The sequence below is a fragment of the Micromonospora mirobrigensis genome, assembly GCF_900091555.1.
In the GTDB taxonomy this organism is placed as follows: Bacteria; Actinomycetota; Actinomycetes; order Mycobacteriales; family Micromonosporaceae; genus Micromonospora; species Micromonospora mirobrigensis.
This window is the reverse complement of the sequence record NZ_FMCX01000002.1, coordinates 781,533-795,408: the sequence shown is the minus strand read 5'-3', so window position 1 is coordinate 795,408 and position 13,876 is coordinate 781,533. Positions and strand designations below refer to the sequence as shown.

At 74.6% G+C, this 13,876-nt stretch carries 9 protein-coding genes; 2 read left to right on the top strand and 7 right to left on the bottom strand.

Annotation, left to right across the window (positions count from 1 at the left end; translation table 11 throughout):
* Window positions 1-16: 16 nt before the first annotated feature.
* A complete protein-coding gene (locus GA0070564_RS10800) occupies window positions 17-571 on the bottom strand; it encodes an isochorismatase family protein (RefSeq protein WP_091606675.1) in 555 nt (184 codons plus the stop codon).
* A gap of 62 nt (window positions 572-633) precedes the next feature.
* Window positions 634-2,028: a GH1 family beta-glucosidase gene (locus GA0070564_RS10795; RefSeq protein WP_091606672.1), complete on the bottom strand. Its 1,395-nt coding sequence runs from the start codon at window positions 2,026-2,028 to the stop codon at window positions 634-636.
* Window positions 2,029-2,170: 142 nt separating this feature from the next.
* Between GA0070564_RS10795 and GA0070564_RS10790 the strand changes: the two genes are divergently transcribed.
* Window positions 2,171-2,698 carry a hypothetical protein gene (locus tag GA0070564_RS10790; RefSeq protein ID WP_141714749.1) on the top strand — a complete coding sequence of 176 codons (528 nt, stop codon included), beginning with the start codon at window positions 2,171-2,173 and terminating at the stop codon, window positions 2,696-2,698.
* An 18-nt stretch (window positions 2,699-2,716) separates the two neighbouring features.
* On the opposite strand, the gene GA0070564_RS10785 is transcribed toward GA0070564_RS10790, so the two are convergent.
* The 5 genes from GA0070564_RS10785 to GA0070564_RS10765 all read right to left on the bottom strand — a co-directional run bounded on the left by GA0070564_RS10785 (window position 2,717) and on the right by GA0070564_RS10765 (window position 11,070).
* Window positions 2,717-3,526 carry a metal-dependent hydrolase gene (locus tag GA0070564_RS10785; protein ID WP_091606664.1) on the bottom strand — a complete coding sequence of 270 codons (810 nt, stop codon included), beginning with the start codon at window positions 3,524-3,526 and terminating at the stop codon, window positions 2,717-2,719.
* 99 nt (window positions 3,527-3,625) lie between these two features.
* A complete protein-coding gene (locus GA0070564_RS29615; protein ID WP_091606662.1) occupies window positions 3,626-5,506 on the bottom strand; it encodes a serine/threonine-protein kinase in 1,881 nt (626 codons plus the stop codon).
* A gap of 96 nt (window positions 5,507-5,602) precedes the next feature.
* Window positions 5,603-7,579: a serine/threonine-protein kinase gene (locus GA0070564_RS10775; RefSeq protein ID WP_091606659.1), complete on the bottom strand. Its 1,977-nt coding sequence runs from the start codon at window positions 7,577-7,579 to the stop codon at window positions 5,603-5,605.
* 75 nt (window positions 7,580-7,654) lie between these two features.
* Window positions 7,655-8,986 (bottom strand): glycosyltransferase family 4 protein, encoded by a 1,332-nt coding sequence (locus GA0070564_RS10770; RefSeq protein WP_091606656.1) that lies wholly within the window; start codon window positions 8,984-8,986, stop codon window positions 7,655-7,657.
* 143 nt (window positions 8,987-9,129) lie between these two features.
* Window positions 9,130-11,070, bottom strand: a complete 1,941-nt coding sequence (locus GA0070564_RS10765) for an amylo-alpha-1,6-glucosidase (RefSeq protein ID WP_091606653.1) — start codon at window positions 11,068-11,070, stop codon at window positions 9,130-9,132.
* A gap of 42 nt (window positions 11,071-11,112) precedes the next feature.
* On the opposite strand from GA0070564_RS10765, the gene GA0070564_RS10760 reads away from it, so the two are divergent.
* Window positions 11,113-13,845 (top strand): MGH1-like glycoside hydrolase domain-containing protein, encoded by a 2,733-nt coding sequence (locus GA0070564_RS10760; protein ID WP_091606650.1) that lies wholly within the window; start codon window positions 11,113-11,115, stop codon window positions 13,843-13,845.
* The last annotated feature ends 31 nt before the right edge of the window (window positions 13,846-13,876 follow it).

Here is a 13,876-nt window from a genome sequence, read left to right as displayed (position 1 = left end):
CCGGCCACGGGCCGGCTCAGGCCCGGAAATCGACCTCCTTGGCCTCCACCGTCCCGGCCTCCCGCCCCGGCGCGGCCTGGAACTTCCAGTACAGGTTGGTGTGCGTCACCACCTGCTCCACCGGTGGCGCGCCCCACGCCGTCTTGTCGCCCGCGGTGTGCGCGTCGCCCACCAGGGTCGTGTCGTAGCCGCGGACGAACGCGCCGTGCAGCGTCGAACGGATGCAGGCGTCGGTCTCCGCCCCGGCCACCACCAGCCGCCCGACGCCCCGGTCGGCCAGGACCGCCTCCAGGGTGGTGTCCTCGAACGAGTCGCCGTAGTGCTTCGCCACGATCGGCTCGCCGTCGGCCGGCACCAGCTCCGGCACGATCCGCCACGCGTCGCTGCCGTGCTCCAGCCCCGCGTCCGAGTGCTGCACCCAGACCACCGCGACGCCCTCCCGGCGGGCCTTCTCCACCAGGTCGGCGATGGTGGCCACCACCTCGTCGCGACGGTACGCCCCGCCGACGACGTCGTTCTGCACGTCGACGACGAGCAGCGCGGTGTTCGCCCGGTTCTCCAGCGTGGTCATCTCTTCCCCTGTCCGTCGTGGGCCTGCGGGCCCAACCTAGACCGACCCACCGACAACCCCGGTCAGTCCGGCAGGGCGTTCGTGGCGGCCAGCCGCTGGTACCAGTGCGCGCTGTCCTTCCAGGTCCGGGTCAGGGTGTCGTAGTCGATCCGGATGATGCCGAACCGGCGGTCGTAGCCGTACGCCCACTCGAAGTTGTCCAGCAGCGACCAGACGAAGTAGCCCCGGACGTCGGCTCCCCGGTCGATCGCCGCCCCGACGGCGTCGACGTGCCGGCGCAGGTAGTCGACCCGGCGGTCGTCGTGCACCGCCCCGTCCGGGGTGACCACGTCGTCGAAGGCCGCGCCGTTCTCGGTGATCATCAACGGCTGGTCCGGGTGTTCCGCGTGCAGCCGCAGCAGCAGCTCGGTCATCCCGCTCGGGTCGATGTTCCAGCCCATCGCCGTGTACGGGCCGGGCTGGGGCAGGAAGTCCACGTCCTGCGCGCCGACCCAGGGGGAGTGCGCGGAGCGGCCGTGCCCGTCGGCGTCCGACCGGGGTGACACCCCGTCCCACGCCCGGACCAGGGTGGTCGAGTAGTAGTTGACACCCAGCACGTCCAGCGGCACCGCCGCGGTGCGCTCGTCGCCGTCGCGCACGAACGACCAGTCGGTCACCTTCGCGGTGTCGGCGAGCAGGTCCGCCGGGTACGCCCCGTCCAGCATCGGGCCGAGGAACGCGCGGTTGGCCAGGGCGTCGATCCGGCGTACCGCGTCGGCGTCGGCGTCCGAGCCGGAGGCCGGGCGGATCACGTGCAGGTTCAACGTCACCGACAGCTCGGCCGCCGGGGCCAGCTCCCGGACCACCCGGCCGGCCAGGCCGTGCGCCAGGTTCAGGTGGTGCACGGCGGCCAGCGCGGCGGCCGGCTCGGTACGCCCCGGCGCGTGCACCCCCGAGGCGTAGCCGAGGTACGCCGAGCACCACGGCTCGTTGAACGTCGTCCAGGTGTGCACCCGGTCGCCGAGCGCCCCGACGATCTCGGCGGCGTACTCCCCGAACCGCAGCGCGGTGTCCCGGACCGGCCAGCCCCCGGCGTCCTCCAGCTCCTGCGGCAGGTCCCAGTGGTAGAGGGTGGCCACCGGCCGGATGCCGCGCTCCAGCAGCCCATCGACCAGCCGGGAGTAGAAGTCCACCCCGCGCTGGTTGCGCCGCCCGCCGGGGAACACCCGCGGCCAGGAGATCGAGAACCGGTACGCCCCCAGTCCGAGGCGGGCCATGTGGTCCAGGTCCTCGGCCCACCGGTGGTAGTGGTCGGCGGCCACGTCGCCGGTGTCGGAGTTCAACGTCCGGCCCGGGGTGTGGCTGTAGGTGTCCCAGATGGAGGGGGCCCGGCCGTCGGCCCGGGCCGCCCCCTCGATCTGGTACGCCGCCGTCGCCGACCCCCACAGGAATCCCGGCGGGAAGACCCGTCCCGTCATCGCGTCACCTCCACGTCCACCCCTTTTGACCCGTACCCTGCCGGCCACGGCTCCACCGTCGCCCGTACCGCGCAGTAGCGCACCCCGAATCCCATCCCCACGCTGGCCGTGATCATCGCAGCGGTCTGCCATGATCGACGCCATGCCACTGCCACGCCGTACCGTAACCGCCCTCGCCACGCTGCTGGCCGCGGCCGTCGGCGGCTGCACGAGCGGCACCGCTCCGACCGCTCCGCCGGCCGGGGCGGCGCCGTCGCCCCGGCCCGCGACCGCCGCCACCTCGGCGGCGACCGCTCCGGCCGAAGCCGGGCGTCCCCGGCTGTCGGTGCCGGCCACGCTGCCGGGTGAGATCGCGCGGGTGGTGTACACCGGCGGGGCGAACGCGGGCATGAGCGGCACGAGCCACCGGGAGACCCGGGCCGGCACCGAGTATCTGGTGCGGGCCGCCTGCGTCGCCGACGAACCCTCCCGCACGGTCCACTACCAGTTGGCCGGCACCTCCGGGGAGGAGCCCCCGCTGGCCGGTGGCGACGTGCCGTGCGACGGCGAGGAGACCACCACGAGCATGCCGCTGCCCGCCACCCGCGTGCAGATCACCCTCGAGGCCTCCGGCGGGTCCGACCTGGCCGATGTCTCCTCGGCGTACGCGATCCTGGTGCCGGCCGGCTGAGGTCGGGCGGACGTCGGGTCAGATCTCGATGTCGAAGCGGCGCAGCACGCCGGGCGCGACCAGCCCCACCGCGGCGAGCACCGCGACGGCGGTGAGCACCGCCCGCAGCACCACCACCTCGGCCTTGCTGCCGGTACGCAGCGCGATGCTGTTCGGCAGGCCGATCATCGTCCACATCCGGCGTTTGATCGGGATGGGCCAGAGGATCGGCACCCCCGCCTTGGTGATCATGTCGCCGAGGATGTGCACCACGCACCCGACCCCGACGGCCAGGCCGATCATCGGATAGCCCCGGTCACCGGGGAGGTTGGCGAACGTGTACCAGGCGGCGGCGGCCGAGGCCAGGGTGACGATGACCCAGCCGGCCCGTTCCGCCCACTCGTCGAAGAGGCCGCGCAGCGCCAGCCCGATCATGAAGAACAGGATGCTGACCACGGCCCACTTGCCGTACGCGGCGCAGAGCGTGGTGGTGCCCCAACCGACCAGCGCCGTGAACGGCAGGGTGTGGGTCAGCGTGCGGTGGCCGTTGTTGCGGCGCGGGTCGCGGCTGAGCTTGGTGGCGTAGTAGACCCCGAGCGAGATCTTCTCGATCACCTCGGCGACGAAGAGGGAGAACACCCCGAAGGTGCGGGCGACGGTCGCGCCGCCCTGGTTGCGGGTCACCTTGCCGGAGAGGTCCAGATCGGGGAAGAGCGCGCCACCGGCGCAGACGGCGGTCCCCACGGCCAGGGCCAGCGGCGACTGGTGGTAGTCGGCGAAGTGGTCCAGCGCCCACGACCCGGCCAGCCACACCGCCGCGCCGGACAGCGCGTGGGACGGTCCCATCATGCCGCTCGCCTCCCCGGGAGTTCTTGATCCACAAACTACGCCACTGTGCCAGAGGGGGACCGGGCGGGCAATGCCCCGACCGTCCACAGCGGAGCGTGGTCAGCCGTCGTCGCCGAAGCTCTGCCGGATCATCAGGAAGTACTGGCCGTTGACCAGCCAGTCGAACTCCGTGGTCAGCCACGCCACCGCGTACGCCCGCCCGGGCGCCGGCCGGGCCAGCAACCGGGCGGAGTGCACCCGCAGGTCCGCCGCGTTGCGCCAGGCGCACTCCCAGATCGCCGCGTCCCGGCCGTAGATCTCCAGGGCGGAGATCTCCACCAGTCGGTAGTCGCGCAGGGCGCCGGTGCCGCGCAGCCGCCGTTCCTCGGCCCGCCAGTACGCCACCGGGTCGGCCGTCGGCCGCACCGGCGCCACGCTGAGCAGCCGCGAGCCGTCGGGCTCGCGGAAACAGGTCGCGCCGGACTCCGTCCAGCGCAGCCAGTTGGTGGGGGCGGCGACCCGCCAGCCCGCCGGATCGCGGTACCAGGTCCAGCCGGGCAGCAGGGCGTCCTCCCCGGCACGCGGCGGCGTGGTGGCGACCGGGGTGGCCGTCGGCGGTGCCGTGCCGCAGGCGAACGCGGCCGGAACCGCCGCCCTGGCGGCGGGACCGGTGCTGGCCGCACCGGTGGTGGCGGGTGCGGTCGCCGCGGGGGAGCCGGCGCCGCTCCCCGACGGCAGCCGGTCCGGGCCGTCCGCGTCGTGCAGCGCCACCGCCACGCCGGCCCCGGCGAGCAGCGCGACCGCCGCGCCGACACCGACCAGTCGGGTACGCCGGGTCGACCGGCCCGGCCGGGAGGGCCGGGGTTCCGGGGCGCCGTCGGTACGCCTGCCGCCCGTTTCGGCCGTTGGTGCCGGGTCGACGTACCGGCCGCCCGCCGTCCCGCCGACCGGGTGGCCGGTGACCGGTCGGAGCTGGACGCTGCCCGGCGCCGGCCGGGGGCCGCCGCCGCCCGCCACGGGCAGTTCGACGCCGGCGGCGGCCACGGGGCCGGGCCCGGCCGACTGCTCGACGCGGTCGAACGGGGCCGGCACCAGCCCTGCCACGCGATCGGAGGTCCCCGGATCGCGCGGTGCGGGCAGCGCGACGCCGCCCCCGCCGCCACCCGAGGACCCCGGCCCGACCGGGGCCGAGCCGGCCACCGCGCGCAGCAGCGGCTCGACCTCGGCCGCGGTGAGCCGGCGCCACGGGTCACGCTGGAGCAGGCCGGTGAGGGCGGGCCGCAGCGGGCCGGCCCGGCGCACCGGGTCCGGTGGCTCGGTGGCCAGCGCGCTCAGCGTGGCCATCGCGTTGCCCCGGGCGTACGGCGACTGCCCCTCGACCGCCGCGTAGAGCGTCGCGCCGAGCGACCACATGTCGGTACGCGGGTCGGAGACCCCGTCGCGGGCGCGTTCCGGGGCGACGAACTGCGGCGAGCCGAGCACCAGGCCGGGCCCGGTCATCGCCCCGTCGCCGCCTTCGAAGGTGGCCAGCCCGAAGTCGGTGAGCACCACCCGCCCGTCGTCGGCGACCAGCACGTTGTGCGGCTTCACGTCGCGGTGCAGCACCCCGGCGGCGTGCGCGGCGCGCAGCGCGGCCAGCACGGCGAGCCCCACCTCGGCCGTCCGGCGCGGATCCAGCGGGCCCTCGGTGGTGATGATCTGCTGGAGCGAGCGGGACCGGACGTACTCCATCACGATCCAGGGGCTCTCCCCCTCGTGCACCACGTCGTAGAGCCGGACCACGTTGGGGTGGTCGACCCGGGCCGCCGTACGCGCCTCGCGCAGCGTCCGCAGCCGCAGCTCGTCGCGTTCGGTCTCGGCCAGCCAGGACGGCGGGACGACCTCCTTGACCGCCACCTCGCGGTGCAGCATCTCGTCGTGGGCCAACCACACCCGTCCCATGCCGCCGGTGCCGACCAGTTGCCGCAGCCGGTAGCGCCCGGCGACCACCTGTTGCCGCACGTCGCGTCCCCCTCGGTCACCCGGGGTACACGATATCCAGCGGTGCGCGATTTCTCATCCGCTGGCGTGGCGCCCCGCGTGCCGGCGCGGCGCGGATCAGGTCGGGGTGATCCGCGCCGACGCGCCGGAGCGGAAGCTCTCCCGGAACACGCCCAGCTCGGGCAGGGCCGCCGGCCAGTCCGCGTCGGAGGTGCTGAAGCCGAGCGTCCACCCGCCGAGGTCGCCGCCGGGCAGCATCCGCAGCGCGTGCTGGCGCTCCCCGAACGGGGCCACCCACCGGCACTCCCACGCCGCGCCGCGGCCGTCAGCGGCGAGCCGCACCTTGTCGTACGACGGCAGGGTGCCCCCGTCGAGCGCCCGGCGCTCGTCGCCGCGCAGCCGGGCCAGTGGATCCCCCGTGTCCGAGGTGACCGGCTCGACGCTGATCGTGCGCCGGCTGGTCGGGTCGCGCAGGCAGACCACCGTGCCCTCCCGGCTGAGCAGCCAGCCCACCGGCACGGCGATCCGGTACCCGCTGCCGGCGTGCCAGGTCCAGCCGGTCGGCGGCCGGAACCCGTCGTCGGCCGTGGCGCCGCCCCGGGCGACCGGCTCGCCGCCCGGGTCCGGTCGCAGGCAGGGAAACGGCGGCGGATGGTCATCGGGCTGGCCGGGCCGGCCGGGCTCGCCGCCCGGTGGCGGCTCCGGATGCTCCTGGGGCTGGTTGCTGCTGGCCCCGGCGGGGCGGTCGTCGTCGTCGGTGTCCCGGGTGACGGCGAGTGCGGTGCCCACCCCGGCCGCCACCGCCACCAGCAGGGCCAGCGCCAGCAGCGCCCAGCGCTGGGCGCCGTCGCCGATGGTCCGTGACGGGACCGGCCGGGCGCCCGGCGGCGGTGGATCCGGCGGACCGGGCGGCCCGGCGGTCCAGGACGGGCCCCCGCCGGGCGGCGGCCCGGCGTCCAGCGGGGCGCCGGTCCAGCCGTGCCCGGACTCCCGGGCCATTCCGGAGGTGGGGACCGGGTCCGGGATCACGTCGAGCGGGGTGTCGGAGCCGCCCGGGCGGACGACGGCCGCGCCGCGGTGCACGGCCACGTCCCGGGAGCCGCCGAGCGGGCCGACCGGGGGCGGCACCGCCGGGCTGGTCGGCGTGACGCCGGCCGGCCCGCCCGGTCCGGGGTTGCCACCGGGCGGGCGCGCCCCCGGCCAGGCGGGGGGCGGGGTGACCAGCGCGGTGCCGGAACGGGCCACGGGCAGCTGCTCGGTCGGCGGCTCGACGGTGGAGACCGGGCGGGTGACCGCCTCCAGCAGGCGGGCGGCCTCGTCGTGCCGGATCCGCCGGCGCGGGTCGCGCCGGAGCAGCCCCTCCAGCGCCGGCCGCAGCGGGCCCGCGTTCGGCGCCGGGTCGGGCGGGGACGAGGCCAGCGCGGCCAGGGTGGCCATCGCGGTGCTGCGGGCGTACGGCGAGCGGCCCTCGACCGCCGCGTGCAGGGTGGCGCCGAGCGACCAGAGGTCGGCCTCCACGCTGGACACCCCCTCGGCGGCCCGTTCCGGGGCGACGAACTGCGGTGAGCCGAGGACCATCCCGGGGCGGGTGGTCAGCCCGTCCCCGCCGTCGAAGGTGGCGAGTCCGAAGTCGGTGAGCATCAACCGGCCGTCGTGGGCGACGAGCACGTTCTGCGGCTTCACGTCCCGGTGCAGCACCCCGGCGTCGTGCGCGGCGCGCAGCGCCCCCAGCAGCGACAGTCCGATGTCGGCGGCGCGGACCGGGTCGAGCGGACCGGTGGTGTCCAGCACGGTCTGCAACGACCGTGAGGGCACGTACTCCATGATGATCCACGGATGGTGCTCGACCCGGACCACGTCGTAGACGCGGACCACGTTGGGGTGGTTGAGCCGGGCGGCGGTCCGCGCCTCGCGCAGCGTACGCAGCCGTAGCTCGTCGCGTTCGGACTCGGCCAGCCAGGACGGGGGCACGATCTCCTTGAGCGCCACCTCCCGGTCCAGCACCTCGTCCCGAGCGCGCCAGACCCGGCCCATTCCGCCCCGTCCGACCAGCTCGAGCAGGCGGTACCGACCGGCGATCACTACCTGCTGCACGGTTCTCCTCACCGTTGGCCGCGTACACCGTAGCCAATGGATCGGGGCGGACCTATCGGTCGTCGGATTTCTTCTTCAGCAGGCGGCGCCCTCGGTGGCGAGCAGGTTGCCGTCGGGGATCACGATCCGGCCGCGTCCGCCGGCCAACAGGGCGGCCGCGCGCCGCGCCTGGAACGGGCCGTGCTCCCGGCGGGCGGTGGCGTAGCTGGCCGCGGTGCGGGCGGCGATGGTCGTCCAGCCGTACCGCTCGGTGACCATGCCGCGGGCCTGGCGGGCCACCCGGCGGGCGAAGACCTCGTCGCCGAGGAGTCGGTCCACCGCGCCGGCGAGGGCGTCGGGGTCGCTGTGCGGGAAGGTCACGCCGGTGACCCCGGGCTCGACGATCTCGGCGAGCCCGCCGGTGGCCGCGACGGCCAGTGGCGCCCCGGCGGCGGCCGCCTCCAGGGCGATCATGCCGAACGGCTCGTAGAGGCTGGGCACGACGGTGGCGTCGGTGGCGCCGAGCATCGCGGGCAGCGCCACCGAGTCGAGGAAGCCGGTGAAGCGGACGGTGTCGTGCAGGTCCAACCGATCGGCCTCGGCGACCAGCTCCGTTTTGTACGGGCCGTCGCCGGCGACCAGCACCCGCAGCCCGGGATGCCGGCGGCGCAGCTGCGGTACGGCGCGCACCAGGTGCTGGACGCCCTTCTCGTAGACCAGCCGGCCGGCGAAGCCGACCAGCGGGCCGTCCCCGGCGAACCGGGCCCGGGCGTCGGCGACCGCGCGCGGCCGGGCTCGAAAGGCCCGGTCGTCGACGCCGTTGGGCACCACGTCCACCCGCCCGTCGGGTACGCCGAAGAGCCGGGTGACCTGCTCGCGCATGTAGCCGGAGCAGGCGATCACCCGGCCCGAGGAGTTGCTGAGCCAGTGCTCGACGCCGTGGATGGTGCGGTTCATCTCCTCGGGCAGCCAGCCCTGGTGTCGGCCGGCCTCGGTGGCGTGGATGGTGCTGACCAGCGGCACGTCCAAGTGGTCGCGCAGGGTCATCGCGGTGTGGGCGACGAGCCAGTCGTGGGCGTGGATGACGTCGTAGGTGCCGGTTTCGGTGGCGCGCAGGGCGGCGCGGGTGAGGGTGTGGTTGAAGGCCATGGTCCAGGCCAGGAGGGAGTCGGTGGCGAGGGGGAAGCGGACGGGGTCTTCGGCGGCGCGCAGGATGCGGACGCCGTCGGCGTATTCCTCCAGGGGTGCGCCGTCGGTGTGGCGGGTGACCACGGTGACGTCGTGCCCGGCGGTGGCGAGGGCGACCGACAGGGCGTGGACGTGCCGGCCGAGGCCGCCGACGAGCACCGGCGGATATTCCCAGGACAGCATCAGCACCCGCTGGCGCCGGGTGGGGTGGATGTCGATCACGTCGGCGTCCGGTGACATGCGGCCCCCTTCAGGTGGTGTCCCGCGCAGGCTCCGGCGGGCGCCCGTCACCGGGTGCCGTGTCGTCGCCTGGGTTGTGACCAATCCTCGCCGGGGGTGGATAACCGGTGGAGACGTCGCCGTTGCGACTGTGTAAAGCGTGCCTAGCGGCTCCGGCGGACCCGCAGCAGCTCGGCGACGGACCAGGCCTGGAAGGGGCACCCGGTCGCGGCGTGCGGTGCGAGGCCGTCGGCCGTCTCACTCACCGAAGATAACCCGCAATCCCCCAAATGGCCCTCAAGTCCGACCAAAAGGTCATCGACCGGTAGCTTCGCGCGCCGGTGGGCATCCACCAACGGGCCGATCAGCCACGGCCACACCGTGCCCTGGTGGTAGCCGCCGTCGCGCTCGGCCGGACCACCCCGGTGCCGGCCGGCGAAGCCGGGGGAGTCGGGGGAGAGGCTGCGCGGGCCGAGCGGGGTGAACAGCCCGGCCAGCAGCCGGCGCAGCGTCGGCTCGTCCGGCTCCATCGGCGCGTACGGCAGCGACCAGGCCAGCAGCTGGTTGGGGCGGAGCAGGTCGTCGTCGTGGTGGGCCGCCCCGCCCAGCGGGTACGCCGGCGCCGGGCCGTCCACCACGTCGTACAGCCAGCCGACCGGGGCCGGGAAGCGGGCGCGGAACGCCGTCCGGGCCCGCTCGTGCAGCCGGACCAGATCGCCGGCGTCCTCGCCGGCCCGCCGCGCCAGCTCGGCCAGGCCGGCGAGCCCGTTGACCCACAGCGCGTTGACCTCCACCGGCTTGCCGGTACGCGGGGTCACCGGCACCCCGTACACCCGGGCGTCCATCCAGGTCAGCGCCACGTCCGGCGGGCCGCCCTGGGTGACCAGCCCGTCGGCCGGGTCGACGGCGATGCCGTACCGGGTGCCGGCCAGGTGCGCGTCGACGATCCCGCGCAGCGCCGGCAGCAGCTCCGCGCCCAGGTCGGCGTCGCCGGCCAGGGTGACGTGCCGGTCCACCGCGTGCAGGAACCACAGCGCCGCGTCGACGGTGTTGTACTCCACCCGGCCGGTGTCGGCGGTGTTCGCCAGCATCCCCTCCGACAGCGTCGCCGCGTACGACCGCAGCAGCTCCCGACCCTCGTCGAACCGGTTGGTGGCCAGGAACAACCCCTCGTAGGCGGTCATCGTGTCCCGCGACCAGGCCCCGAACCAGGGATAGCCGGCCACCACGTCCGGGCCGGCGGCGGTGCGGACGACGAACGCGTCGGCGGCCAGGGCGAGCGTCGCGTCGACCCCGTCGGCCGGGCGGGCCGCCCCCACCACCGCCCGGTTGCGCCGCCGGGCCGCGGCCACCACCTCGGTCGCCGGCGGCGGCTCCTCGGCCAGGTCGTCGGCCCAGGCGAGCACCGACACGGTGTCCCCGGGGCGGTCCAGCATCCCTGCGAACCGGCCGGCGTACCAGAGGTCCTCGTCCGGGTTCAGGCCCCGGGCGGCCTCCTCGCGGTGGTGCACGCCCAGCCACCACTGGCCCTCCGGGCGCCAGTCCGGGCCGGCGAGCCGGAACGCGCCCTCCACCACCGCCCCGCCGTCGGCCTGCTCCATCCGGAGGGCCGGCCCGTCGGCCCGCCGCTCGCCGTGGACGTCGCGCCAGGTGCAGACCGCGGACAGGTCGAGCCGGACCGGGCCGCCGGAGACCAGCCGGTGGACCACGGCCACGCAGGACCGGCCGTACGTCATGGCCAGCTCGCGTTCGACCACCACGTCGCCGATCCGCCAGCGCCAGCGGGGCAGCCCGTCGACCAGCTCGAAGCGTTCCAGCAGCTCGAAGCCGCGCGGGTCGACGTCGCCGGAGGACCACTCGTGCGCGCCGAGCCGGACCTGGGCGCCCGACGGCCAGGTCAGCGCCGGGTCGAGGCCGACCAGTCCCACCTTGCGGGAGGCCGGCGTCTCACCGGCCACCACCAGCAGACCGTGGTAGCGGCGGGTGCGCAGGCCGGCGACCGTGCCCGTGGCGTAGCCGCCCCGACCGTCGGTGACCAGCCATTCCCGGCCGGCGGCGGCGGTCAGGTCGCCGCACACCTGCGGCCCGAAACCGATGTCGATCAACTTCCCTCCAGCGGCGGCGAGGTGTAACACGCCACGACGAGAATGGGCGCTGTGGTCAAGTACCCCGGCGGCGTCGAAGATGTGCACGTGATCACCGACCGTTCGCCCTCCGACGAACCCGCCTTCGACGCCGAGCGGCTGCGCCTGGCCCAGGCCGACGCCGGGGAGCAGGACTGGCGCGCATGGGGTCCCTATCTGTCCGAGCGGGCGTGGGGGACGGTACGGGAGGACTACAGCGAACACGGCACGGCGTGGGACTACTTCCCCCACGATCACGCGCGGTCCCGAGCCTACCGGTGGAACGAGGACGGCATGGCGGGCGTCTGCGACGACCGGCAGACGTTCTGCTTCGCGCTGGCGCTGTGGAACGGCCACGACCCGATCCTCAAGGAGCGGATGTTCGGCCTCGGCGGGGACGGCGGCAACCACGGCGAGGACGTCAAGGAGTACTGGTGGTACGAGGACTCGACCCCCACCCACTCCTTCATGCGCTGGCGCTACCACTATCCGCAGGCCGCCTTCCCGTACGACGAGCTGGTCGCGGTCAACGCGCTGCGCGGCCGGGACGACACCGAGTACGAGCTGGTGGACACCGGGATCTTCGACGACGACCGGTACTGGGCGGTGACCGTCGAGTACGCCAAGGCGTCCCCGACCGACATGTGCGTGCTGGTCACCGTGGCCAACCGGGCCGACGAGGCGGCCACCCTGCACGTGCTGCCCACGCTCTGGTTCCGCAACACCTGGTCCTGGGGGCTGCCCGGCGGCGACCGGATCCCGAACCTGGTCGGCGCCGACCGTGATCCGCGGGCCGGCACCGGCGCCCGGCTGGTCGGCGAGCACTGGGTGCTCGGGCAGATCATGCTCGAGGGCGAGGGCGAGCCGACCCCGCTGCTCTGCGACAACGACACCAACGCCGAGCGGCTCTGGGGACTGAACGGCCGGTCGGCGTACCCGAAGGACGGCATCAACGACCACGTGGTCGACGGCGCGGCCAGCGTCAACCCGGACCGGCAGGGCACCAAGGGCGCGCTGCACTACGTGCTGGACGTGCCGGCCGGCGGGCAGCGGCAGATCCGGCTGCGGCTGACCCGCACCGCCCCGCCGCCCGGCGGCGTCACCCCCCGACCGGCCGACCTCACCGACGGCTTCGACGCGGTGTTCTGGGCCCGGCGGGCCGAGGCGAACCGGTTCTTCGCCGGGGTCATCCCCGCCGCCGCCGACGCCGACGAGGCGCTGATCGCCCGCACGGCCATCGCCGGGCTGATGTGGGGCAAGCAGTTCTACCACTTCGACGTGCAGCGGTGGCTGGACGGCGACCCCGGCTCGGCGCCCCCGCCCGCCGGGCGCCGGCACGGGCGCAACAGCGCATGGTGGCACATGAACAGCTTCGACGTGATCTCCATGCCGGATCCGTGGGAGTACCCCTGGTACGCAGCCTGGGACCTGGCCTTCCACTGCGTCACCATCGCCCGGGTCGACCCCGGCTTCGCCAAGGCGCAGCTGCTGCTCCTGCTCCGCGAGTGGTACCTGCACCCCAACGGGCAGATCCCGGCGTACGAGTGGGCGTTCGGCGACGTGAACCCGCCGGTGCACGCCTGGGCGGCGCTGAAGGTCTTCGAGATCGACGGCTCGCGCGACCACGAGTTCCTCGCCCGGGTGATGCACAAGCTGCTGCTCAACTTCACCTGGTGGGTCAACCGCAAGGACACCGGCGGCAACAACGTCTTCGAGGGCGGCTTCCTCGGGCTGGACAACGTCGGCCCGTTCGACCGCTCGGCGGCGCTGCCGGTGGCCGGGGTGCTGGAGCAGTCCGACGGCACCGGCTGGATGGCCATGTACGCGCTCAACCTGCTGGACATGGCGATCGTGCTGGCCGAGCACGACCACGCGTACGTCGACACCGCCACCAAGTTCTTCGAGCACTTCGCGTACATCGCCGGGGCCGCGTACCGACAGGGGCTCTGGGACGACGAGGACGCCTTCTTCTACGACGTGCTGCGGCTGGCCGACGGCAGCCAGGTGCCGCTGAAGGTCCGCTCGGTGGTGGGGCTGCTGCCGCTGGCCGCCACCACCCGGCTCACCGCGCGTACCCTCCAGCGGCTGCCCGAGCTGGGCGCCCGGCTGCGCTGGTTCCTCGCCCACCGCCCCGAGTACGCGCACGTGATCGGTGCCCGCCGGCTCGGCCCCGACGGCCGGCAGCAGCGGCTGCTGTCCATGGTCGGCCCGGAGCAGGTGACCCGGCTGCTCGCCCGGATGCTCGACACCGACGAGTTCCTCTCCGAGTTCGGCCTGCGTACGCTCTCCCGCGCGCACCTGGACAAGCCGTTCTCGGTCACCCTCGGCGGGCAGGAGTTCTGCGTCGGCTACGAGCCGGCCGAGTCGACCAGCGGGCTGTTCGGCGGCAACTCGAACTGGCGCGGGCCGATCTGGATGCCGACGAACTTCCTGCTGATCAGCGCGTTGCGCGACTACGCGGCGTTCTTCGGCGACGACCTCCAGGTCGAGTACCCGACCCGCTCGGGGGTGAAGAGGTCCCTGGACGAGATTGCCGACGACCTCTCCGCCCGGCTGATCTCGCTGTTCACCCGCGACGACTGGGGTCGGCGGCCGATCTACGGTGCGGCCCAGCTGTTCCAGACCCACCCGGACTGGCGGGACCTGATCGCCTTCCCGGAGTACTTCCACGGCGACAACGGGGCCGGGCTGGGGGCGTGGCACCAGACCGGCTGGACGGCCCTGGTCGCCGACCTCATCCTGACCCGGCGCCGCTGAAAATGCGGGTGAGGCGCCGGGCGTCCCCGAG